Genomic DNA, 19915 nt, shown 5'->3' on the forward strand with positions numbered 1-19915 from the left:
GGTACACGCTTGATCTCCCCACCACACATCGGGCAGTCACCATGCCGGCACTGGGCCGGGTATACAGCACTCCGTGGGGTGTTCCTGTACGGCGAGCCGTTTGACTTGGCGTTCTACCGTCAGCACGGTCTCTTCGGTGAGACGGTTTTGGTAAGTTGAACCAGATTTCTCTGGATTGGCTTGAGACGGGCGCCACTTTGCCTTTTAGTCTGTGGTTTGGCTGGTGATGGACAAGGAGGTACCTATGCGGCTGTTCAGCTACAAGATGACCCATGACACCGGTTTCGCGCCGAACCCTTTTGGCAGCACCCTGACCCTGGCCACCTGCAAACCCCAGATTCGCTGGGCGAAGAAAACCGGCGATTGGATTGCCGGGTTCACCTCCAAAGCCCTCTCAGGGGATCGAATCGGTGAGGAGCGGTTGATCTACCTGATGCGCGTGGGGGAGAAGGTGCATTTGCGGGATTACCACGGCGATCCACGATTCCAGGACAAAATTCCTAATCTGAGCAAGGCCGGCCCCATCCCCAAAGCGGGCGACAACATCTACCGACCCCTGGTGCCTGGCGCGCTCGAGCCTGGGCATTTTGAACAGTTGCCCAATCCGAACCATTGGCGCGTTGGAGACGACGCACCTAGTGCGTTTGACCTGCAGCGAGATGTATCCGGTCAGTATGTCCTCGTTGCAGAGGAGTTCTATTACTTCGGCGCCCAAGCCATCGCGTTGCCTGAGGTAATGCGGCCGGCATTGCCCCAGGGGCAGTCGGCACATGGCAAGCTGTCCGGCGCCGAACAGGCCGAACGCTTTATTGCCTTCATCCGAGCGCGCTACCAGCCGGGCCGGCATGGGAAGCCGACACAGTGGCCGCAAGAGGAGGCGGCCTCGATCTCCAGGTGTGGAGGTCGGTGATGCGCATCATTTTGAGTCGTAAGGGTTTTGATTCGGCAGCCGGTGGTTGCCCGAGCCCCATCTTCCCAGATGGGCGCATGTTGTCGTTGCCCATCCCCGATAAGGGCTCGCCGATTGCCTACGGTGATTTGAGCTATGCAGACATGAACGTCGGAGATCTGGTCGTTGGGCTTACAGGAGATGCCAAGCGGCACCGGCATTTTGCGCATCTGGATCCTGATCTGCGAGCCGATGCGCTGCCCCGATTGTCTGGCTGGAAGCCCCTATTGGGACAGACTGGCAGCGCTCAGGGGCATCTGCGCAAGCAGGGGGTACAGGTTGGGGATGTATTCGTATTCTTTGGCTCGTTCAGGGTTGTCGAGAGGACGGCTGAGGGCTGGCGCTTCAAGAAGGCTGAGCGGGCCCGCCATGTGATTTGGGGCTGGCTACAAATCGGTCAGATCCACACCGTCGATGAGGTGCAGCCCGAAGATTTGGCGTGGGCCCGCTACCACCCGCATTTTTCCTACGCGCATGACGCCGCTAACACGCTGTATGAGGCGGCAGAGCAGTTGGTGTTCAACGGTACTCGTGCCGATGCGCCTGGGGCTGGTGTATTTCAGTATCTTGATGAACGGCTTGTGCTGACGGCCCCGAATAGCAGTGCTCAGACGTACTGGAGGCTGCCGGCTTTCTTCGCTCCCGTAGAGGGGGTGTCGCGACTGAGCTATCACCAAGATGTGGGGCGGTGGCGCATGGCGGGTCATGAATGTCTGCTCAAGAGTGCCGCCAGAGGGCAAGAGTTTGTCTTTGACACGCAAGGGCAGGAGGCGCCGGTTCAATGGCTGCGTTCACTGCTAGAAGAAAGATCGTCGGAGATATGAGCAGAGCCGTTTCAAAATGAATGAGACTGTGGATTCTGTGCCCGAGCTTCAACAGACAGTGCAGCGCAAGCTTGGGCGCTGCATGCTGCGGCTACAGCAATACGAGCTGTTGCTGAAAGCGGTGGTAGCAGAAAGCGAGATCAGTGGCCCGGCAGATCGATTGCTGGCGATCCGTGACGAGCGACGGGCGAGCACCCATAAGCAGACGCTTGGCGCACTGGTCAGCCAGCTGACCGAGGGCGCCCTTAGTCGATCATCAATGGCAGAGCGTGAGCCGGCGGACGATGTTTCCCCGGATAGAGCCTGGTTCAGCATGCGTTACCAGATTGAGCTCCCGGAGCAGCAGTTCAGTGATACCCATGCGGCGTTGAAGGAGTTGGTGGCGTTGCGTAACGAGCTGGTACATCACTTCCTGCAGCGTTTCGACCTCTGGGATCCTGCAGGCTGCGAAGCCGCCGAACAGCATCTGGATGGCAGTTACGAGACCATCGATGGGCATTACTTAACGCTGCACACCTGGGCGAGAAGCCTCGGCGAAGCGCGTACTGAAATGGCGTCGTTTATGCAGTCCCAGGCTTTTCATGAGGTGCTTGTAAATGGCATCTGGCTCGATGGCTCTGTACATTGGCCCAGCAGCGGTGTCGTTAGTTGTTTGCGCGAGGCTGAGCGGCTGTTGGCCTGTGACGGATGGACGGTGCTGTCAGAAGCGATTCGCTGGATCACTAAGACCTACCCTGACCAGACACCTAAGCGCTATGGCTGCAGTAGCTGGCGTCATGTGTTGCACGAGGCCAAGCTATTTGATGTCCGGAAGGAGGTTCAAGTGGACGCCGGAGGGGCCGTGGTTTGGTACCGCAGCCCTGTGGCGCACTAGAACCCTAAGCTCTTTTTCAAGGCATCTAATGCGAGATCGGGCCCGTAGTTTTTGATGACCTCCAGAATGCGGCCAAAGGCTCGCAGCTCTTCTTCGGCGTATGGGAGGTACAAATTTCCACCGGTCTTGAAGGTGAAGTGCTGGCTTAGATGCTCTAACAAATCCGTCGCGTGCTGGCTGGCTTTGCCCACGCTGTGGAATTGCACGTAATCAACCAGGGCGATACTGGCCAGTTGAGAACCATCGGTATCGGTGGCCCGCTGGACGTCGCCTTGCCACCACACAGTAACTCGGTCATCGTCCAGGCCATCATCAATCTCCCGCTGAGGCAGGATCAGCGTTCCATCTCTGAGTGAGCGGGCACCCCATAAACCCTGGACGTCTTCCTGTTGATACAGCGGCATCAGGCCGCCAATGAAGTCGACATAGCGTTGGCTGGACTGGCTCACCTACACCTCCTTTGTGGGATGACAACGGGACATCGATTTTCTTGTTAACGGGAGCCGATGCGGCCCGCGTTTAGAGAGTTTCGAACCAACGTTGAATCTTAAGTGCCATTAGCTTCCTGCGTTCCTCCAGAAAATCGCGGAAATCGCTGATCTCGCCGTCGAGCATGGCTTCTGGAATGCAGTTCATGCGTAGGTTATTGAGCAAGGCGCTACGTTCAGTAATGCCGCCGTACTTCTTATCGCCTGCGTTGCATTGCCGAGCCAGCTCTGCGAAGTAGAGCTCCGGCGCTTTAGCCCCGATGGCGATATTGATCTCGCTCTGAGCCACTACATAGTTGGCAATTTGGTTGTAGGTTCCACTGCTCATGCCCTGTCCTTTGAGGTGCTGGCGGGGATAGACGTGGTGGACGTCAGCTCGATTCAGCAGCAGATCGGTCACGCTGATGTCGCGTGACAAGAAACCCTTGTCTCCCAGCTTGACCTGCGCAGCCTTGTAGCAGAGGAAGTAAGGGCTCTTAATCGACGAAGTGTCCATGAACTGCGGCAGCATGCCTGTCCAGAAGCTATCGGGCAGTTCGTTAGGAATAACGGACTCGACATAGTCAACGACCCCTTTACTGGCGATCTGGCGTATATCGAAGTCAAACGTGGATTCCGGTGAGCCACTGTAGCGCCCGGTGAGAATCGACATGGCGTACCAGCGACGAACCAAGCGCTCCAGGTCGGCGGCGGGGACGTTAGATTTTCTACCTTGTAGGTAGACGATGTAGGCAAAGTTAACCGCGTTCTGGCTGCTGATCATGTCGCTAGTGATGAAGCCCGCCGAACGCAGAATCATGGTGATGCGGTCAAAATGAGTTTTGTTGATGAAGGCATGGATACCGTCCTTCAACCGCAGAAAGGAGTCCTCGGCAATCGCCTCCTCATATTGCTTAGTTTCAAAGTTTCGGCCTGACAGCAACGCCACTAGGTCTTGCAGCTTGCCGCGCCCGAACTCGGAGGTGAAGGCCACTCGCAGCATGTCGGTATAGGTGGGGTCGTAGATGTCATCGTTGACGTTGGCCACCCACTTCATCTTGTCGAAGAACTCGGACTCCACGAACTGCTGGTCGCCCTTTTGAATCTTGGTCAAGAATTCAGGGGCGACGGCAAGGTGGCAGAAGTAGTCGATGGCTTTGCGCAGCAGGTTGCCGCCATAGGTCTCGTTGACTGCAATCTTCGACATCGCAAAGTCAGCTTGGGAAAGCTGTTTTCCGGCCGAGTTCACCCTGATAAAGATTTCGGTCACGGTTTCGATGTCGAGATCTTCGGCTAGCTCAATGATGCCCACATGGTTATGGATGATCCCTCTCAACTTTTCGATGATTTTGAAGATCTGGTCTTGCGAGCATTCCGTGTTTACTTGGCAATAGTCACTTACCAGTTGGAACAAGCTGGTCGAGGACTTGAACACCTCAGAAACATCAGCGATCCAGGCTGTATTTTTTCGAATGGCAGGGTTAGCTACTTCGAAACGTTCTTCCTGGGGGTTGAAGGCAATACGAATTTGAACGGTCTCATAGTCATCGGTGAGCACTTCAATGCCGAGCAGCGACGCCATGAGGGCAGTTACACGTTGCTGTCCGTCGATCAGAATGCGCTTACCAGCTGAAGTTGAGCCGTCCTTGAGCTTCACCTGAGGATTGCGCCAGGCGATTAGGTAGCCCACCGGGTACCCCTGGTATAGCGAGTCGAGCAGGTTGCGAACCTTGGTGGCTTCCCAGACAAAAGGACGCTGAATTTCAGGGATTGCTATCTCACCGGACTTCACCCAGGTCAGCAGCGTTTCAATTGGGTGAGGTGTGACAGAGTACCGTTGGGTTGCCATGTACCGCATCCTTTCATCAGCAAAATTAAAGCGAGATTTAGCAGGCGCGTACCTTCGCGTCTAGCCAGCTATGTTCCCAGCACAATCAAAGATTTTCTTGTGCAAAGCCAAGAGGAGCAGCTGGTTGACGCTCGTCTGGCGGCCCTATGCGCAAGTGGCCTAAGCATGTGAGCATTCAGGCAGGCAAGAGGAACAGGGCTGGGTGATATGGATCGCATAGAGCGTGGGAAACAACATTTGCGTGATTCGCTGCTTGCAGGGGCTGGATCGAGTCCGACTGAGCCTGTGGATGGCCAGTACTTCAAATCGCTGCGTGCCAAGGTTTATCAGTGGCAGGAAGATAATCGCAAAATCATAAGCGCATACAACGAGTATGTGGAGGCCCATGGGCTATTCAGCGATGACCTGCGGATCTTCTGATACTTCCTTTCATCGCTCGCAAAAGTTCTACTGCAGCTGCCAAGGCTAGCACGCCCTTCCGGTCGAAGCTCCGGATTGCTAGCTAAGGACTTGCCTGCTTGCGCCGTAGGTGTAAAGATATTTGTAAATCTTGACGCCTTGTCAATTCCGCAAGGGTCAAATAACTTTGCGCAAAAATAGGTTTTGCGAGATTAACTTTGGCCAACATGTAAATTAACTTTGGCCGAACTCTTCTCTATGGCTGATTTTCAGGTGCGTCAAGTTCAATTATCTTTGCGCACCTACACCCCAGTCGTCGCAGAAAGAAAACCCCGGCCTAGCGCCGGGGTTTTTATTTCTGCCGCTATAGCGAAAGGCTTACACGCAATGGCGGAACAGGCTTCTGCCCTCACCCGCGTGTCTTGGCTAATCTACCCACACCTACCGGGAACTGGATGTCCCGGGTCAAGGAAGACAGACCGCGCCAGGATGGCAGACGACAGGATGTCGGAAGGTCATAAAAAACCCGCTTCGGCGGGTTTTTTGTTGCCTGCGATTCCATGCAGGCCCGGCGTCAGCGCTGGCTCAGGATTCCGCGAGCCGGCTGTCGCCTCGAGTGAGGCGACAGCTGATGCGGATCAGGCCCACCAGTAGCGGACGAAATGGAAGAAGATCGGTGCGGCGAAGCATACCGAGTCCATGCGGTCGAGCATGCCGCCGTGGCCCTCGATCATGTGGCCCCAGTCCTTCACCCCGCGGTCGCGCTTGATCGCCGACATCACCAGGCCGCCGGCGAAGCCCAGCAGGTTGACGGTCAGCGCCATCAGCGCGGCCTGCCAGAAGCTGAACGGGGTGATCCAGAACAGCGAGGCACCGACCAGGCTGGCCAGGGCCACGCCGCCGACAAAGCCTTCCACGGTCTTGGAGGGCGATAGCTTGGGCGCGATCTTGTGCTTGCCGGCGAGCTTGCCGCAGACGTACTGCAGCACGTCCGAAAGCTGCACGACGATGATCAGCCAGGCGATCAGCAGCAGGTTGCGCCCCTCGTAGCCGGGAATATCCAGGGTCAGCAGCGCCGGCACGGCGGATACGCAGTACACCGCGATCATCAACCCCCACTGCACTTCCGAAGCGCGCTCGAGGAAGCGCGTGGTATCGCCGCCCAGCGAGGCGAGGATCGGCAGCAGGAGGAACAGGTAGACCGGGATGAAGATGGCGAACAGGCCGTACCAGTCCAGGGCGATCAGCAGGTACTGCATCGGCAGCGCGAAGTAGAAGGCCGCCACCAGTGCCGGATAGTCGCTGCGCCGGGTCGGCGTCAGGGTGAGGAACTCGCGCAGGGCGTAGAAGGACACGAAGTAGAACAGCAGGATCACGCCATTGTTGCCGAACAGGAAGGCGATGCCGATGACCAGCACCATGGCCCACCAGGCGTCGATCCGCGCGTTGAGGTTCTCGATTACCGCGTTGGGTACTTCACCGGCGCGCCGCCGCAGCACGCGGGCGATCAGAGTGGCGAGCAGCAGTACGGCACCGATGCCGGCGAACAGCAGGATTGTATTGCGATCCATCTCAGACTACCTCCGGGGCCAGATCCAGCAGGGCATTACGGGCGCGTTCGAGGAACGCTGCCTTGTCCTCCCCTTCCTGGCGTTCGAGCGGTGCGCCGAAGCTCAGGGTACACAGCAGTGGCAGTGGCAGCGCCCTGCCCTTGGGCATCACCCGGTTGAGGTTGGCGATCCACACCGGCACAAGTTCCACATCGGGTTTGGCCTGCGCCAGGTGGTACAGGCCGCTCTTGAACGGCAGCAGCTGCTCGTCGGTGAGGTTGCGCGTGCCTTCGGGGAAGATGATCAGCGAGTCACCCTGTTCCAGCGCATCGAGCATTGATTGCAGCGGGTTGGCATTGGGGTCGCTGCGGTCGCGGTCGACCAGTACACCGTTGAACACATCACGGATCAGAAAGCGGCGCAGATCGCCCTTCATCCAGTAGTCCGAGCCGGCCACCGGGCGAGTGCGCCGGCGCAGCTCCGGTGGCAGGGAGGCCCACAGCAACACGAAGTCGCCGTGGCTGCTGTGGTTGGCGAAATACAGCCTTTGTGTCGGCTGGGCCGTGCAGCCCAGCCAGAGGGCGCGGGCGCCGGTCAGCAGGCGAGCTGCCGAGGTGATGGCGAAGGCAGTGAGCGAAGCGAGCATGGATATGACTCCTTTATCCAGCCAGGGAAAGCCAGGGGGTGGCGAGAATGACGACCAGGGCCAGCAACAGCTGCGCCACCAGCCAGGCTGCCTGCAGGCGCAGCAGACGGAGCGCGGCGTGGCTACGTTGCAGCCAGTCGCGAGGCGCAGCGTCGGTGGGTTGCAGACCAAGGCTGTGCAGCGCCTGGTCGAGGTCGGTGGTGTGCATGGCGAGACGAGCGGTATCGCCGGCCAGGCGGGCGAACAGTTCAGCGTCCAGTGCCACGCGGATGGCCCAGTACTTCTGTGCCAGGCCGAGCATCACCAGCAGGCCGCAGACCACAGCGCTGGCGGCGCTGGGTGGTGCACCGAGCAGCGGCGCCAGACCATAGGCCAGGGCCAGCAGGGTCAGCGTGTTGGACAGCAGGTCCAGGCCACGGCCACGGCCCAGCAGGCCGGCGACCAGAGTGAGTTGCATCTCAGAGGCCATGGGCCATCTCCAGATTCGCCGAGGGTTGCAGCAGACCCTGCAGCGCTATGCGCTGGGCATCGCCAAGGACAATCCTTGGCCGCGCGGCGCGGATCATCGCGATGGCCTGCTCGACGCTGTCGGCGCAGCCGCTGTGCAGCAGCCAGGCGGCGACCAGGGTGGCGCTGCGTGAGTAGCCGAGGGCGCAGCAGACCAGCAGCGGACCCTGCTGGCGCAACTGTTCGATCAGCTCGGCGCCCTGACGGCACGCCTCGCTATCCGGGGCGACCAGGTCGAGTAGTGGCAGGTTGCGATAGGTCTTGCCGGGCAGGCGCACCGGCAGCTCGGCGCTGAGGTCGAGCACGGCAGCGAAGGGCGCCGCTTCACGCGCGCTTGGCACGCGGCCGAGCCAGACGCCCTCCACCACCTGATCCGGTTGTGGGTGCTTGCGTGTCCATAGCCGCGAGTTGACCCAAGCTCCAAGCAGATAGGGCGCCAATAGCCAGGTGCTGGCCGAACTCAGCGAGCCGTCTGCGTGCTTCTGGAAGCCGGCCGCGCCGAACAGTGCGTAATTCAGCGCTACCAGCAGCAGCGATGCGCAGGGCCACAGCAGCCACAGCCAGGCGCCGCCGAGATTGACCGCCAGGGCGGCGCAGATCGCGCTGCCGAGCCCGTAGCGCAGCGCTAGACGCCAGCGCTGTGGCTCGCGGGCCAGGCGCAGGTTGTGCAGCGGGCTGCGGTCCTCTATTGGCCAGAGCCAGACGCACAGCCAGCCGGCCAGGGCGCCGGTGGGGACATCGATGAAGTGATGCTGCCAGGTGGTCAGCACCGACAGGCCGATCAGCGCCATCCAGCCATGCAGCAGGCCACGCAGCAGCAGGCCGCGGGTATGGCGGGCGAACATCACCCAGATCACCACCAGCAGGGCGATATGCAGCGAGGGCGCCTGGTTGAACGGCTTGTCGAAGCCCATCAGCACATCGAACATCCAGCCGAAGAAGCCGTCCAGCTCCGGACGTTCGAAAGTGAAGCGCAGCGGCCAGAGCAGGAAGCAGGCGACGCAGATGACCTGTGCCGTAAGCAGGCGCAGGGCGTGGCGGTCCATCTCCCGGCGAGTGGCCGGGAGCAGGAAGGACAGGCCGTAGAGCAGGTCGATCGACCAGTAGGGCACGATGCTCCAGGGCCACAGCGGCATTGCGCTTTCCCAGGCGAACACCAGGCTGCCGACATCCTCGCGCTGCGCAGTCAGCCAGTTGGCGAAGCCGTAGCTGGCGAAGAACAGCGGGCCGAGCAGCAACAGCCAAAGAACCCCGCGCTTCCACAATCCGGTTTCGCGGGCGGCCTGCATCAGGACACCCGCTGGGCCAGGGACACGCTGAAGATGCCCCATTCGTCGATGCGCTGTTCCAGCTTGCGGAAACCGGCGGCCTCCACCAGCTGGTCCATTTCCGCCTGGCTGCGTCGGCGCATCACCCAGGCCTGGCCCTGGCGGTGGCTGGTTAGGGCGCGGGCGATCAGTTCCAGCTGTGGGTGCCAGGGCTGGCCGGTGTAGACCAGGTAGCCACCCTCCTCGACCGCCGCGGCCAGGCCGGCCAGCGAGTCGCCGATCATCTGGTTGCTGCCGAACAGCTCGTACAGGCCGGAGACCACCGCCAGCGTCGGTTTGGGATCGAGGGCAGCCAGGTCGGCCCGGTCGAAGGCATCGCCTTTGACGAAGCGGGCGATGTCGCCGAGGCCCTTCTGCGCGATCAGCGCACTGCCGTCGCGTACGTTGATCTCGCTGTAGTCACGCAGCAGGATCGCGTCCGGCTTGTGCTCCAGGCCTTCGAGGGATTCGAGGATGTAACGGCCGTGGCCGGCGGCGATGTCGACGATGCGCACCGCCTTGTCCGCCTCGCGCAGCCGGCCCATGGCCAGGCGCAGCAGTTCCTCGGCATGCAGCTTGCGCTGGCGGATGCCACGCCAGCCGATGGAGTTCAGGTAGTTCGCATCGATCAGGCGGCCCAGCGCGGACTTGCCGGACGGCTGGTTGCGGTAGACGTAGTCCAGGGTACTGCCGGAATCGAAGCCGGTGGCGAAGCCCAGCTTCACCCCGTCGGACAGCCCGCTGCCGAGCTTGAGGCCGGCGCGGGTCGCGTGCCAGTACAGGTCGCCGAAGGAGTTCTTCGGCAGTGGCGCAGACAGGCTCTCGGCCTCGGCGCAGCTCCAGCCAAAACGGTCGGCATCCAGCAGCGAGGGACGCGCGGCCGGCTGCTCGAAACTTTCCAGGATGAAGCGTCGCGCACGGCTCAGCGCATGGGCGCGGTCGCGCTCGCCAAGGGTGTCGTGGAAAAAGCCAGGGAGGATGTGCTTCTCCTTGCGCAGGCTACCCAGGCGCTCGAAGAACTGCTCCTGCGGTTTGCGATGCACGACGAAGTCGGCGCCGGAGATCAGCAGCTGGGTCGGGATCTGGATCGCCTGGGCATCGGCGACCACGCGCTCGGCGGCGTCGTAGAGCCCCAGCAGCATGTTGACCGAGATCGGCCGGGTGATCAGCGGGTCGTTCTCGAACGAGGCGATGCGCTCGGGATCGTGGCTGAGGAAGCGCGCCTTGACGTAGCTGTTGACGAAGAAGTTGCCGCGCCACTGGCGCAGCAGCTTCAGGCCCGGGCGGGCGAAGGGCACGTAGAGCTTGACCTTGAACGCCGGCGAGGCGAGCACCAGGCAGCGTACCTTGGGCGCGTAGTCGTGGGCCCAGGTGCTAATGATCACGGCACCCACGCTCTGCGCCAGCACGGCCATGTCGGACTGCTCGATGGCATGCGTCGCACTGAGGTGATCGAGGAAGGTCTGCACATCGCGCACGCTGGTGGCGAAGCTCGGGCTGTCACCGCGGGCGCCGGGTGACAGGCCGTGGCCGCGGGCATCCCAGGCGAAGAAGTCGTAGTCGGGCAGATCCAGCTCGGCGGGCAGGTGGGCCATGCGCCCGCCGTGCTCGTGGCCGCGGTGGAACATCACCACCGCCTTGCGCGGGCCTGCGCCGGGGTGAGTGGCGGGCCAGTGGCGATAGAGCAGCTCCACGCCATCGTGGGTGAGGAAGACAGCCGTCTTGCAGTCGCGCATCGAAATATCCTTATTCCGATTGAGAGGTTTGTGCCACCTCGGCCAGGCCTTGGCGCACGCGGTTGACCAGAGTCGCCAGCAGCAACAGCAGGATCACCGCTAGCAGCCCGTTTATCCAAGACGACGGCAACAGGCCGGACGCCACACCGGCGCCCAGAACGCCGAAGCAGAAGGCGCGGTCGCTCTTGCCCATGGGGCCGTCGTAGCGGCGCGAGGCACCGACCATCGGGCCGAGCACGCCGGCGTATTCGCTGATCACCGCCAGCACCACCACCAGCACCACCAGGGTCGGCGAAACGCCGGCGAGCAGGGCGAAGGGCAGGTACAGGGCACTGTCGGCGACCACGTCACTCAGCTCGTTGAGGTAGGCGCCGAGTTTGGACTGCTGGCCGAACTCGCGGGCGAGCATGCCGTCCACGGCGTTCAGCGCCATGCGCAGCAGCATCCACAAAGGAATCAGGGCGAACAGCCAGGTGTGCTGTGGCAGCCAGGCCAGCAGCGCGCCGAGCAGCACGGACACCGCGGCGGCGGCGAGGGTCACCTGGTTGGCGGTGATGCCCTGCGCATACAGGCGCTGCACACCGGGGCGCAGCAGATTCTGGAAGCGAGGTTTGAGCTGGTAGATGGACGGCATGGAGCGAAAATCCCTTTCACGATGCGGGTCCGCCTAGCTTACTCGCTTTGCCCGCCCGGCGTTCCGGCAAGACTGTGCGGCATTGCCGAATTCGTCCATGACGCCGGTTGCGGTGAAAACTTATGCCCCGCTGCACGGCCTCTCGGGCGCAGTTAAAAGTCCATATGAAACAGGGTGTTGGACGCGATAATGGCAATGCGCCGGTATTTCGCGCACAGCTTATCCACAGGCGCGTCAGGCGATGCCCGAGGCGCCTTCGGAGACGGCCTGTGGTGCTACGCCGCTGATCTGTTGCTGGGTCTGGGCCACCCAGGCGTAGGCGCGCTCGTTGAGCTCGGCAATGGCGCGCGGGCCCTCTCCCTCGGCGTGCATGACCGGACCTATGACCACCTGGATGGTGCCCGGGTACTTGGCCCAGCCCTGCTTGGGCCAGAACTCGCCGGCGTTGTGTGCGATCGGCAGTACCGGTAGGCCGGCGTTCACCGCCAGGGCAGCGCCGCCGCGGGAGAACTTGCCGATCTGCCCCGGTGGAATGCGCGTACCCTCGGGGAAGATCAGCACCCAGGCGCCCTGCTTGATGCGTTCGTCGCCCTGCTTGGCCAGTTGCTTGAGGGCGGCCTTGGGGTTGCTGCGGTCGATGGCGATGGGCTTGAGCATGGCCATGGCCCAGCCGAAGAACGGCACGTACAGCAGTTCGCGCTTGACCACCTGCGACAGCGGCTCGAACAGCGCGGAGAGGAAGAAGGTTTCCCAGGTGCTCTGGTGCTTGGCCAGGATCACGCAGGGCTGCTGCGGGATGTTTTCCAGGCCGCGGACTTCGTAGTGGATGCCCGCCACCACCTTGGCCAGCCAGGTGGCGCAGCGGCACCAGGTCTGGATCACCAGGCGGTAGCGCGCGCGGAATGGCAGGAAAGGCGCGATGAACACGCAGAAGATGCACCAGAAGAAGGAGCTGGAGGACAGCAGCAGGTAGAAGAAGAAGGTTCTGATGGCCTGCACTGTCGTCATGGGGGCTCGCGTTCTCTAGAGAAGAAGCTGATCGGCTATGGCCGCCAGATCATCGAATATCAGGGTTCCCGCTGGCAATGGCTTGGCCAGCGTGCGCTGGCCCTTGCCGGTCTTCACCAGCACGGGTTGGCAATGGACGGCCAGCGCCGCCTCCAGGTCACCGCTGCTGTCGCCGACGAACCAGACGCCTGCGAGTTCCGTGCCGTAGTGCGCAGCGATCTGCTGCAGCATGCCGGGTTTCGGCTTGCGGCAGGTGCAGCCGTCGTCCGGGCCGTGCGGGCAATGCACGATCAGGCCGACTTCGCCGCCCTGCTCCGCCACCAGCTCACGCAGGCGCGCGTGCATCGTGTCCAGAGTGGCCGCGTCGTAGTAGCCGCGGGCCAGGCCCGACTGGTTGGTGGCCACGGCCACGGTCCAGCCAGCCTTGCTCAGGCGAGCGATGGCGGCGATCGAACCGGGGATCGGAATCCACTCGTCGAGCGACTTGATGTAGGCGTCGGAGTCTTCGTTGATGACGCCGTCGCGGTCGAGAATCAGCAGTTTCATGCAGTTACCCGAGCCACCGGGCGGCACAGGCCGCCCGGTGTGCCCGTCAGCCCAGCAGGGAGATATCGGCGACGCCCAGGAACAGGCCGCGCAGCTGGTTCAGCAGCGCCAGGCGGTTGGCCCGCACGGCGGCATCCTCGGCATTGACCATCACCGCGTCGAAGTACGCATCCACCGGCTCGCGCAGGCTGGCCAGCTGGGCCAGGGCCTCGCGGTAGCAGCGCGCGGCGGCCATCGGCGCCACGGCCTGGGCGGCGGCAGCCACGGCCTGGGCCAGGGTCTGCTCGGCGCCGGCTTCCAGCAGCTTGGCGTCCACCGCGGCCGGCAGCTGGCCTTCGGCCTTGGCCAGGATGTTCGACACGCGCTTGTTGGCGGCGGCCAGAGCGGCCGCTTCCGGCAGCTGACGGAAGGCCTGCACGGCCTGCACGCGCTGGTCGAAGTCCAGCGGTGCGGCCGGGCTGAGGGCGCGCACGGCCTGGTACACGGCCACGTCCACGCCTTCGTCCTCGTAGCGCGCACGCAGGCGGTCGAAGATGAAGTCCAGCACCTGCTGGGCCAGGCCCTCGGCCTTGACCTTGTCGCCATACAGGCCGACGGCGAAGCCAACGGCCTCGACCAGATCGAGGTCCAGCTGCTTCTCGATCAGGATGCGCAGCACGCCCAGTGCGGCGCGGCGTAGGGCGTAGGGGTCCTTGGAGCCGGTCGGCAGCATGCCGATGCCGAAGATGCCGACCAGGGTGTCGAGCTTGTCGGCCACCGCCACGGCGGCGCCGGTCAGGGTCTGCGGCAGTTCGGCGCCGGCGCCGCGCGGCATGTACTGCTCGTTCAGCGCCTGGGCCACGTCTTCCGGCTCGCCGTCGTGCTTGGCGTAGTAGTAGCCGGCGATGCCCTGCATTTCCGGGAACTCGCCGACCATCTCGCTGGCCAGGTCGCACTTGGACAGGATGCCGGCGCGTGCGGCGCGGCTGGCGTCACCGCCGATGCGCTCGGCGATGAAGGCGGCGAGTTTCGACACGCGCTCGGCCTTGTCGTACACGCTGCCGAGCTGGGCCTGGAACACCACGTTGGCCAGGCGCTGGTTGCGTTTCTCCAGGGGCTGGCGCTTGTCCTGCTTGAAGAAGAACTCGGCGTCGGTCAGGCGCGGGCGCACCACCTTCTCGTTTCCGGCGACGATCTGCGCCGGGTCCTTGCTCTCGATGTTGGCCACGGTGATGAAGCGCGGCAGCAGCTTGCCGTTGCCGTCGACCAGGCAGAAGTACTTCTGGTTGTCCTGCATGGTGGCGATCAGCGCTTCCTGCGGCACCTCGAGGAAGCGTTCCTCGAAGGAGCAGACCAGCGGCACCGGCCACTCGACCAGGGCAGTCACCTCATCCAGCAGCGCCGGCGGCACGATGGCAGTGCCGTTCTCGGCCTTGGCCAGTTCCTCGACGCGCTTGGCGATCTGCTCACGGCGCTTGGCGAAGTCGGCGACCACGAAGGCGCCGCGCAGGTCGTGGGAGTAGCTGGCCGGGCTCTCGATCGCCACTTCGTAATTGGCGTGGAAGCGGTGGCCACGGGACATGCGCCCGGCCTTCTGGGCGAGGATCTCGCAGTCGACCACGTGCTGGCCGAACAGCATGACCAGCCACTGGGTCGGACGGACGAACTCTTCCTTGCGCGCGGCCCAGCGCATGCGCTTGGGAATCGGCAGTTCATTCAGGGAGGCTTCGACGATGCCCGGCAGCAGGCTGACGGTGCTCTGCCCGGCGATGCTCTGGCTGAACTTCAGCTTCGGCCCGCTCTGGTCGATCTGGCTCAGCTCGACGCCGCACTTCTTGGCGAAGCCGAGGGCGGCCTGGGTCGGGTTGCCGTCCTTGTCGAAGGCGGCCTGCACGGGCGGCCCGTCGAGGTTGACGGTGCGGTCCGGCTGCTGGCTGGCCAGGGCCTCGACCAGCACGGCCAGGCGGCGCGGCGCGGCGTAGTAACGGGCGCTCTGGTAGCCCAGGCCGGCGGCCTTGAGGCCTTTCTCGACGCCCGCCAGGAAGGCCTCGCCGAGGCTCTTCAGGGCCTTGGGTGGCAGCTCTTCGGTGCCCAGTTCGACCAGGAAATCATGTGCACTCATGCTTGCGCCTCCAGCTTGGCCAGGACTTCGTCACGCAGTTCGGGGGTGGCCATCGGGAAGCCGAGCTTGGCGCGGGCCAGCAGGTAGCTCTGGGCGATGTTCCGTGCCAGGGTGCGCACACGCAGGATGTACTGCTGACGCGCGGTCACCGAGATGGCGCGGCGGGCGTCGAGCAGGTTGAAGCTGTGCGAGGCCTTGATCACCATTTCGTAGGCCGGCAGCGGCAGCTGCAGCTGCATCAGACGGTTGGCTTCGGACTCGTAGAAATCGAACAGGTCGAACAGCTTGTCGACGTTGGCGTGCTCGAAGTTGAAGGTGGACTGCTCCACTTCGTTCTGGTGGAACACGTCGCCGTAGGTGACCTTGCCGAACGGGCCGTCGGAGTAGACCAGGTCATACACCGAGTCGACGCCCTGCAGGTACATGGCCAGGCGTTCCAGACCGTAGGTGATCTCGCCGGTGACCGGGTAGCACTCGACGCCGCCGACCTGCTGGAAGTAGGTGAACTGGGTGACTTCCATGCCGTTCAGCCAGACTTCCCAGCCCAGACCCCAGGCGCCGAGGGTCGGCGATTCCCAGTTGTCTTCGACGAAGCGGATGTCGTGCACCAGGGTGTCGACGCCGATGCGGCGCAGCGACTCCAGGTATAGGTCCTGGATGTTTTCCGGGTTCGGCTTCAGCACCACCTGGAACTGGTAGTAGTGCTGCAGACGGTTGGGGTTCTCGCCGTAGCGGCCGTCGGCCGGGCGGCGCGAGGGCTGGACGTAGGCGGCGTTCCAGGTCTCCGGACCGATGGCGCGCAGGAAGGTGGCGGTGTGGAAGGTGCCGGCACCCATTTCCATGTCATAGGGCTGCAGGATCACGCAGCCCTGCTCGGCCCAATAGCTTTGCAGGGCGAGGATCAGGCCTTGGAAGGTGCTCACGTCGGGCTTGTTCTGGCTCACGAATTTCACCGGTATCGAGGCGTTGGCGTAAAGCCGCGCAGTATACCTGATCAGGCTTGCGCTGGATGTGGCGGCACGCCCGCTGCGCATAGAGGCTGCGTACCCTGTAGCATTGTCACCCCTTGCCGGCACCGGCAGCGCTTACTCAGGCCTTTTTCATGTCAGTCGAACCCACCGCCGTCACCGCTCGTGAAGAGTTTCTTGCCCTGCTGGACACCAGCGTGGTGCAGAACACCCTGGTCAAGCTGCTGCTGAGCAAGTACCAGGGCGAGGAAACCGAGCTGCAGCGCCTGGCCATTCGCCCGGTCACGGTCAAAGGCCAGGCCTGCCTGTCATTCGTCTCCACCTACAAGACCCGCGATATCACCAAGAACCTGCCGGTGGCCGAAGCCCTGGCGCATATCGCCAGCCTGTTACCGGCGGCGTTCAGGAACGCTCACCTGCTGTCGCTGACCGAGGACGTGCAACTGACCTTCGGCAAGAAGGACAAGGCGCGCCTGTTCGTCGGCAAGGTGGTCGAGCGCGAGGCGCCGGTCGCTGGCCATGACCGCGAGAAGAAGCGCTTTCTCGAACTGAGCCGGCCTTTCCTTACCGATCTGGGCGTGACCACCGCCAGGCACGAGCTGGTGCCGGCGATGGCGCGCAAGTGGAAGCAGATCAACAAGTTCATCGAGGTGTTTTCCCACGCCCTGAGCCACTCGCCGCTGCAGCGGCGTGATCCGCAGTTGCCGATCCATGTCGTCGATTTCGGCTCGGGCAAGGGCTACCTGACCTTCGCCATGCACGACTACCTGCGCAACAGCCTGGGCCTGCAGGGCCAGGTGACCGGCGTGGAGCTGCGCGAAGACATGGTGCGCCTGGGCAACACCGCCGCGGCCCGCCTGGAACAGCCGGGCCTGCGCTTCGAACATGGCGATGTGCGCACCTACACCCCGGCGGCCATCGACGTGATGATCGCCCTGCATGCCTGTGACGTGGCCACCGACTACGCCCTGCACCTGGGTATTCGCAGCGATGCCGCGATCATCATGTGCTCTCCCTGCTGCCACAAACAGATCCGCCCGCAGATGCACACGCCGAGCCTGCTCAAGCCCATGCTGCAGTACGGCGTACACCTGGGCCAGGAGGCCGAGATGGTCACCGACAGCCTGCGTGCCCTGTTGCTGGAGGCCTGTGGCTACGAAACCAAGGTGTTCGAGTTCGTCTCGCTGGAGCACACCAACAAGAACAAGATGATCCTCGCGGTGAAACGTCCCGAGCCGGTGGCGCCGGGTGAGCTGCTGGAAAAGATCCGCGGCATCAAGCAGTTCTACGGGATCCAGGAGCACTGCCTGGAAACCCTGCTGCAGGCGGACGGGCGTTTTTGACGGCCACTGCGCTACAGTGCGGCATGATCTCGCCTGGATATGAATGTCATGCCGCGCTGCTTCTGGTGTAACGACGATCCGCTGTACATCGCCTACCACGACGAGGAATGGGGCGTGCCGCTGCGCGACGCCGACCGTCTGTTCGAGCTGTTGCTGCTGGAAGGCTTCCAGGCCGGGCTGTCGTGGATCACCGTGCTGAAGAAGCGCGAGCGCTATCGCCAGGTGCTGTGGCGTTTCGACGTGCAACGCCTGGCGCAGATGAGCGATGCGGAGATCGAAGAGCGCATGCAGGACCCCGGCATCATCCGCAACCGCGCCAAACTCAGGGCGGCGCGGCAGAACGCCCAGGCCTGGCTCAAGCTGGAAGATCCGGCGGCGCTGCTCTGGTCCTTCGTCGGTGGCGCGCCGAAGATCAATCACTTCAGCGGCCGCGGCGAGGTGCCGGCCGTCACGCCGGAGGCCGAGGCAATGAGCAAGGCGCTGAAGAAGCTGGGCTTCACCTTCGTCGGCCCGACCATCTGCTACGCCTACATGCAGGCGGCCGGCATGGTCATGGACCATACGACCGACTGCGATCGCTATCACGCACTGCGAGGCTGAACCCGGCGGTCACAGCCGTTACAATGCCGGCCTTCGTGTATTCGGGAGTCGCTCGTGGAGAAGCTCAAAGGTGCCCTGGCCGTCGGTTTCCTGCGCCTGTTTGCCCTGCTGCCCTGGGGGGCCGTGCAGGCCACGGGATCGGTCATCGGCTGGCTGATGTGGAAGCTGCCGAACGGCTCGCGCGAGGTGGTGCGCATCAACCTGGCCAAGTGTTTCCCGGAGTTGTCCGCGGCCGAGCGCGAGCGCCTGGTCGGGCAGACCCTGCGCGACATCGGCAAGACCCTGACCGAGAGCGCCTGTGCCTGGATCTGGCCGGTCGAACGGACCCTCGGCCTGGTGCGCGAAGTCGAGGGCCTGGAGGTGCTGCAGGCGGCCCTGGCGTCGGGCAAGGGCGTGGTTGGCGTGGCCAGCCACCTGGGTAACTGGGAAGTGCTCAACCATTACTTCTGCTCGCAGTGCAAGCCGGTGATCTTCTACCGTCCGCCCAAGCTGCAGGCGCTCGACGAGCTGCTGCAGAAGCAGCGCGCGCAGCTGGGCAATCGCGTGGCGCCGTCGACCAAGGAAGGCATCCTCAGCGTCATCAAGGAAGTGCGTCGTGGCGGCGTGGTGGGCATTCCCGCGGACCCCGAGCCGAGCCGTTCCAGCGGCGTGTTCGTGCCCTTCTGCGGCATCCAGGCGCTGACCAGCAAGTTCGTCCCCGGCATGCTCGCCGGCGGCAAGGCCGTCGGCCTGTTCCTCAACGCGGTGCGCCTGCCGGACAACAGCGGCTTCAAGGTGATCTTCGAGGCGGTGCCGGAGGACATGTACAGCGAAGACCCGCAGGTGTCCGCGGCGGCCATGAGCCGCACGCTGGAGCGATACGTGCGGGCCTACCCGAGCCAGTACCTGTGGAGCATGAAGCGCTTCAAGAAGCGCCCGGACGGCGAGAAGAAATGGTATTGATGCCGCGCACGATAGCTATTACCGTCTGAGCAACTTTCGCCCCACGACACAGGACAGGCATGGACAACAAGCGCGAGCACAAGCGCACCCCGCTGAAGGTCCAGCTGCGCATCGATCATCCCGCGCACGGCCAGATGCTGGTGACCACCCGCGATATCTCCGAGAGCGGCGTGTTCGTGGTCATCGATGATGCGCAGAAGCTGCTGCAGATCGGCGAGCTGGTCAGTGGTCAGGTCCAGGGCCTGCCCATCGAGGCGCCGGTGGTGCTGATGCGGGTGGTGCGCTTCGAGGCCAGCGGCGTGGCCCTAGCCTTCCAGAACTAGGCTTCGGGCGCGCGCGCCGCTTTCTCCAGGCGGCGCAGAAACACCGTCATTTCCTTTTCCGTCTGCTTGTCACCGCGCTTGCGCGCCACTTCCAGGCCGTTGTGCCAGGCCTGGCGCGCCTCCTCCAGCATGCCCAGGCGCTGGCAGGCCTGGCCCAGCAGCTTCCACGCCGCCGAGTAGTTGGGGTCGAAGCCCAGGCACTTCTGCAGGTGCTCGGCGGCCTGTTCAGGCTGGCCGCTGTCGAGGTAGGCCTTGCCCAGGCCGAAGCGCAACAGGGCGTTGTCCACGCCGCGGGCCAGCAGTTTTTCCAGTGAGTCGGGCGTGGTCATGCGACGGGCCTCG

General features: G+C 63.2%; 21 protein-coding genes. 8 read left to right on the plus strand and 13 right to left on the minus strand.

What is annotated here, in order from left to right; translation table 11 throughout:
* The first annotated feature begins 244 nt into the window (after window positions 1–244).
* The 3 genes from PA6_RS10110 to PA6_RS10120 are packed head-to-tail and all read left to right on the plus strand — an operon-like array spanning window position 245 to window position 2647.
* Window positions 245–910: an Nmad2 family putative nucleotide modification protein gene (locus tag PA6_RS10110; protein WP_021700816.1), complete on the plus strand. Its 666-nt coding sequence runs from the start codon at window positions 245–247 to the stop codon at window positions 908–910.
* Complete coding sequence (locus PA6_RS10115) at window positions 910–1773, plus strand: Nmad3 family putative nucleotide modification protein (RefSeq protein WP_021700817.1); 864 nt, start codon at window positions 910–912, stop codon at window positions 1771–1773. Before PA6_RS10110 ends, PA6_RS10115 begins: the two co-directional genes overlap by 1 nt.
* 16 nt (window positions 1774–1789) lie before the next feature.
* Window positions 1790–2647, plus strand: a complete 858-nt coding sequence (locus tag PA6_RS10120) for an OST-HTH/LOTUS domain-containing protein (RefSeq protein ID WP_021700818.1) — start codon at window positions 1790–1792, stop codon at window positions 2645–2647.
* Here the strand turns inward: PA6_RS10120 and PA6_RS22470 are convergent.
* A complete protein-coding gene (locus tag PA6_RS22470) occupies window positions 2644–3096 on the minus strand; it encodes a hypothetical protein (RefSeq protein WP_021700819.1) in 453 nt (150 codons plus the stop codon). The genes PA6_RS10120 and PA6_RS22470 overlap by 4 nt on opposite strands.
* 70 nt (window positions 3097–3166) lie before the next feature.
* Window positions 3167–4963: a GmrSD restriction endonuclease domain-containing protein gene (locus PA6_RS10130; protein WP_021700820.1), complete on the minus strand. Its 1797-nt coding sequence runs from the start codon at window positions 4961–4963 to the stop codon at window positions 3167–3169.
* Window positions 4964–5170: 207 nt separating this feature from the next.
* Here PA6_RS10130 and PA6_RS22785 point away from each other — a divergent pair, with 207 nt between their 5' ends.
* Window positions 5171–5383, plus strand: a complete 213-nt coding sequence (locus PA6_RS22785) for a type II toxin-antitoxin system CcdA family antitoxin (protein ID WP_021700821.1) — start codon at window positions 5171–5173, stop codon at window positions 5381–5383.
* 617 nt (window positions 5384–6000) lie between these two features.
* Here the strand turns inward: PA6_RS22785 and PA6_RS10135 are convergent.
* The 10 genes from PA6_RS10135 to glyQ form a co-directional block, all read right to left on the minus strand.
* Complete coding sequence (locus PA6_RS10135) at window positions 6001–6933, minus strand: phosphatidate cytidylyltransferase (protein WP_021700822.1); 933 nt, start codon at window positions 6931–6933, stop codon at window positions 6001–6003.
* A gap of 1 nt (window position 6934) precedes the next feature.
* A complete protein-coding gene (locus tag PA6_RS10140) occupies window positions 6935–7558 on the minus strand; it encodes a lysophospholipid acyltransferase family protein (RefSeq protein ID WP_021700823.1) in 624 nt (207 codons plus the stop codon).
* A 13-nt stretch (window positions 7559–7571) separates the two neighbouring features.
* Window positions 7572–8027 (minus strand): hypothetical protein, encoded by a 456-nt coding sequence (locus PA6_RS10145; RefSeq protein WP_021700824.1) that lies wholly within the window; start codon window positions 8025–8027, stop codon window positions 7572–7574.
* A complete protein-coding gene (locus tag PA6_RS10150) occupies window positions 8017–9354 on the minus strand; it encodes a phosphatase PAP2/dual specificity phosphatase family protein (RefSeq protein ID WP_021700825.1) in 1338 nt (445 codons plus the stop codon). The genes PA6_RS10145 and PA6_RS10150 overlap by 11 nt, the downstream gene beginning before the upstream one ends.
* Window positions 9354–11108: a bifunctional alpha/beta hydrolase/class I SAM-dependent methyltransferase gene (locus tag PA6_RS10155; protein ID WP_021700826.1), complete on the minus strand. Its 1755-nt coding sequence runs from the start codon at window positions 11106–11108 to the stop codon at window positions 9354–9356. Before PA6_RS10155 ends, PA6_RS10150 begins: the two co-directional genes overlap by 1 nt.
* 10 nt (window positions 11109–11118) lie before the next feature.
* Window positions 11119–11742 (minus strand): CDP-alcohol phosphatidyltransferase family protein, encoded by a 624-nt coding sequence (locus PA6_RS10160; protein WP_021700827.1) that lies wholly within the window; start codon window positions 11740–11742, stop codon window positions 11119–11121.
* Between the two features lie 234 nt (window positions 11743–11976).
* The gene (locus PA6_RS10165; RefSeq protein WP_021700828.1) at window positions 11977–12750 is read right to left on the minus strand and encodes a lysophospholipid acyltransferase family protein; all 774 of its coding nucleotides are present in this window, start codon (window positions 12748–12750) and stop codon (window positions 11977–11979) included.
* A gap of 15 nt (window positions 12751–12765) precedes the next feature.
* The gene (gene gmhB / locus PA6_RS10170; protein WP_021700829.1) at window positions 12766–13296 is read right to left on the minus strand and encodes a D-glycero-beta-D-manno-heptose 1,7-bisphosphate 7-phosphatase; all 531 of its coding nucleotides are present in this window, start codon (window positions 13294–13296) and stop codon (window positions 12766–12768) included.
* A 46-nt stretch (window positions 13297–13342) separates the two neighbouring features.
* Entirely contained in the window at window positions 13343–15397 is a 2055-nt protein-coding gene (gene glyS, locus PA6_RS10175) for a glycine--tRNA ligase subunit beta (protein ID WP_021700830.1), read from the minus strand.
* The gene (gene glyQ / locus PA6_RS10180; protein WP_021700831.1) at window positions 15394–16341 is read right to left on the minus strand and encodes a glycine--tRNA ligase subunit alpha; all 948 of its coding nucleotides are present in this window, start codon (window positions 16339–16341) and stop codon (window positions 15394–15396) included. The genes glyS and glyQ overlap by 4 nt, the downstream gene beginning before the upstream one ends.
* 158 nt (window positions 16342–16499) lie before the next feature.
* Between glyQ and PA6_RS10185 the strand changes: the two genes are divergently transcribed.
* The 4 genes from PA6_RS10185 to PA6_RS10200 are packed head-to-tail and all read left to right on the plus strand — an operon-like array spanning window position 16500 to window position 19573.
* The gene (locus PA6_RS10185; RefSeq protein WP_021700832.1) at window positions 16500–17708 is read left to right on the plus strand and encodes a class I SAM-dependent methyltransferase; all 1209 of its coding nucleotides are present in this window, start codon (window positions 16500–16502) and stop codon (window positions 17706–17708) included.
* 48 nt (window positions 17709–17756) lie between these two features.
* The gene (locus PA6_RS10190) at window positions 17757–18308 is read left to right on the plus strand and encodes a DNA-3-methyladenine glycosylase I (RefSeq protein ID WP_043216529.1); all 552 of its coding nucleotides are present in this window, start codon (window positions 17757–17759) and stop codon (window positions 18306–18308) included.
* Window positions 18309–18362: 54 nt separating this feature from the next.
* Window positions 18363–19250, plus strand: coding sequence for a lysophospholipid acyltransferase (locus tag PA6_RS10195; RefSeq protein ID WP_021700834.1), 888 nt, complete (start codon window positions 18363–18365; stop codon window positions 19248–19250).
* A gap of 59 nt (window positions 19251–19309) precedes the next feature.
* Window positions 19310–19573 (plus strand): PilZ domain-containing protein, encoded by a 264-nt coding sequence (locus tag PA6_RS10200; RefSeq protein WP_021700835.1) that lies wholly within the window; start codon window positions 19310–19312, stop codon window positions 19571–19573.
* On the opposite strand, the gene PA6_RS10205 is transcribed toward PA6_RS10200, so the two are convergent.
* Window positions 19570–19902 carry a tetratricopeptide repeat protein gene (locus PA6_RS10205; protein ID WP_021700836.1) on the minus strand — a complete coding sequence of 111 codons (333 nt, stop codon included), beginning with the start codon at window positions 19900–19902 and terminating at the stop codon, window positions 19570–19572. The genes PA6_RS10200 and PA6_RS10205 overlap by 4 nt on opposite strands.
* Window positions 19903–19915: the final 13 nt, after the last annotated feature.

Source organism: Aquipseudomonas alcaligenes NBRC 14159 (assembly GCF_000467105.1).
Lineage (GTDB): Bacteria > Pseudomonadota > Gammaproteobacteria > Pseudomonadales > Pseudomonadaceae > Aquipseudomonas > Aquipseudomonas alcaligenes.

Excerpts from the sequence above, each read along its gene's own strand:
- PA6_RS10140 (WP_021700823.1), bottom strand. The coding sequence starts at position 7,558 with ATGCTCGCTTCGCTCACTGCCTTCGCCATCACCTCGGCAGCTCGCCTG.
- PA6_RS10135 (WP_021700822.1), bottom strand. The coding sequence starts at position 6,933 with ATGGATCGCAATACAATCCTGCTGTTCGCCGGCATCGGTGCCGTACTG.
- PA6_RS10205 (WP_021700836.1), bottom strand. The coding sequence starts at position 19,902 with ATGACCACGCCCGACTCACTGGAAAAACTGCTGGCCCGCGGCGTGGAC.
- PA6_RS10130 (WP_021700820.1), bottom strand. The coding sequence starts at position 4,963 with ATGGCAACCCAACGGTACTCTGTCACACCTCACCCAATTGAAACGCTG.
- PA6_RS22785 (WP_021700821.1), top strand. The coding sequence starts at position 5,171 with ATGGATCGCATAGAGCGTGGGAAACAACATTTGCGTGATTCGCTGCTT.
- PA6_RS10200 (WP_021700835.1), top strand. The coding sequence starts at position 19,310 with ATGGACAACAAGCGCGAGCACAAGCGCACCCCGCTGAAGGTCCAGCTG.
- PA6_RS10165 (WP_021700828.1), bottom strand. The coding sequence starts at position 12,750 with ATGACGACAGTGCAGGCCATCAGAACCTTCTTCTTCTACCTGCTGCTG.
- PA6_RS10120 (WP_021700818.1), top strand. The coding sequence starts at position 1,790 with ATGAATGAGACTGTGGATTCTGTGCCCGAGCTTCAACAGACAGTGCAG.
- PA6_RS10110 (WP_021700816.1), top strand. The coding sequence starts at position 245 with ATGCGGCTGTTCAGCTACAAGATGACCCATGACACCGGTTTCGCGCCG.
- PA6_RS10145 (WP_021700824.1), bottom strand. The coding sequence starts at position 8,027 with ATGGCCTCTGAGATGCAACTCACTCTGGTCGCCGGCCTGCTGGGCCGT.
- glyS (WP_021700830.1), bottom strand. The coding sequence starts at position 15,397 with ATGAGTGCACATGATTTCCTGGTCGAACTGGGCACCGAAGAGCTGCCA.
- PA6_RS10115 (WP_021700817.1), top strand. The coding sequence starts at position 910 with ATGCGCATCATTTTGAGTCGTAAGGGTTTTGATTCGGCAGCCGGTGGT.
- PA6_RS10190 (WP_043216529.1), top strand. The coding sequence starts at position 17,757 with ATGCCGCGCTGCTTCTGGTGTAACGACGATCCGCTGTACATCGCCTAC.
- gmhB (WP_021700829.1), bottom strand. The coding sequence starts at position 13,296 with ATGAAACTGCTGATTCTCGACCGCGACGGCGTCATCAACGAAGACTCC.
- PA6_RS10185 (WP_021700832.1), top strand. The coding sequence starts at position 16,500 with ATGTCAGTCGAACCCACCGCCGTCACCGCTCGTGAAGAGTTTCTTGCC.
- PA6_RS10160 (WP_021700827.1), bottom strand. The coding sequence starts at position 11,742 with ATGCCGTCCATCTACCAGCTCAAACCTCGCTTCCAGAATCTGCTGCGC.
- PA6_RS10150 (WP_021700825.1), bottom strand. The coding sequence starts at position 9,354 with ATGCAGGCCGCCCGCGAAACCGGATTGTGGAAGCGCGGGGTTCTTTGG.
- PA6_RS10155 (WP_021700826.1), bottom strand. The coding sequence starts at position 11,108 with ATGCGCGACTGCAAGACGGCTGTCTTCCTCACCCACGATGGCGTGGAG.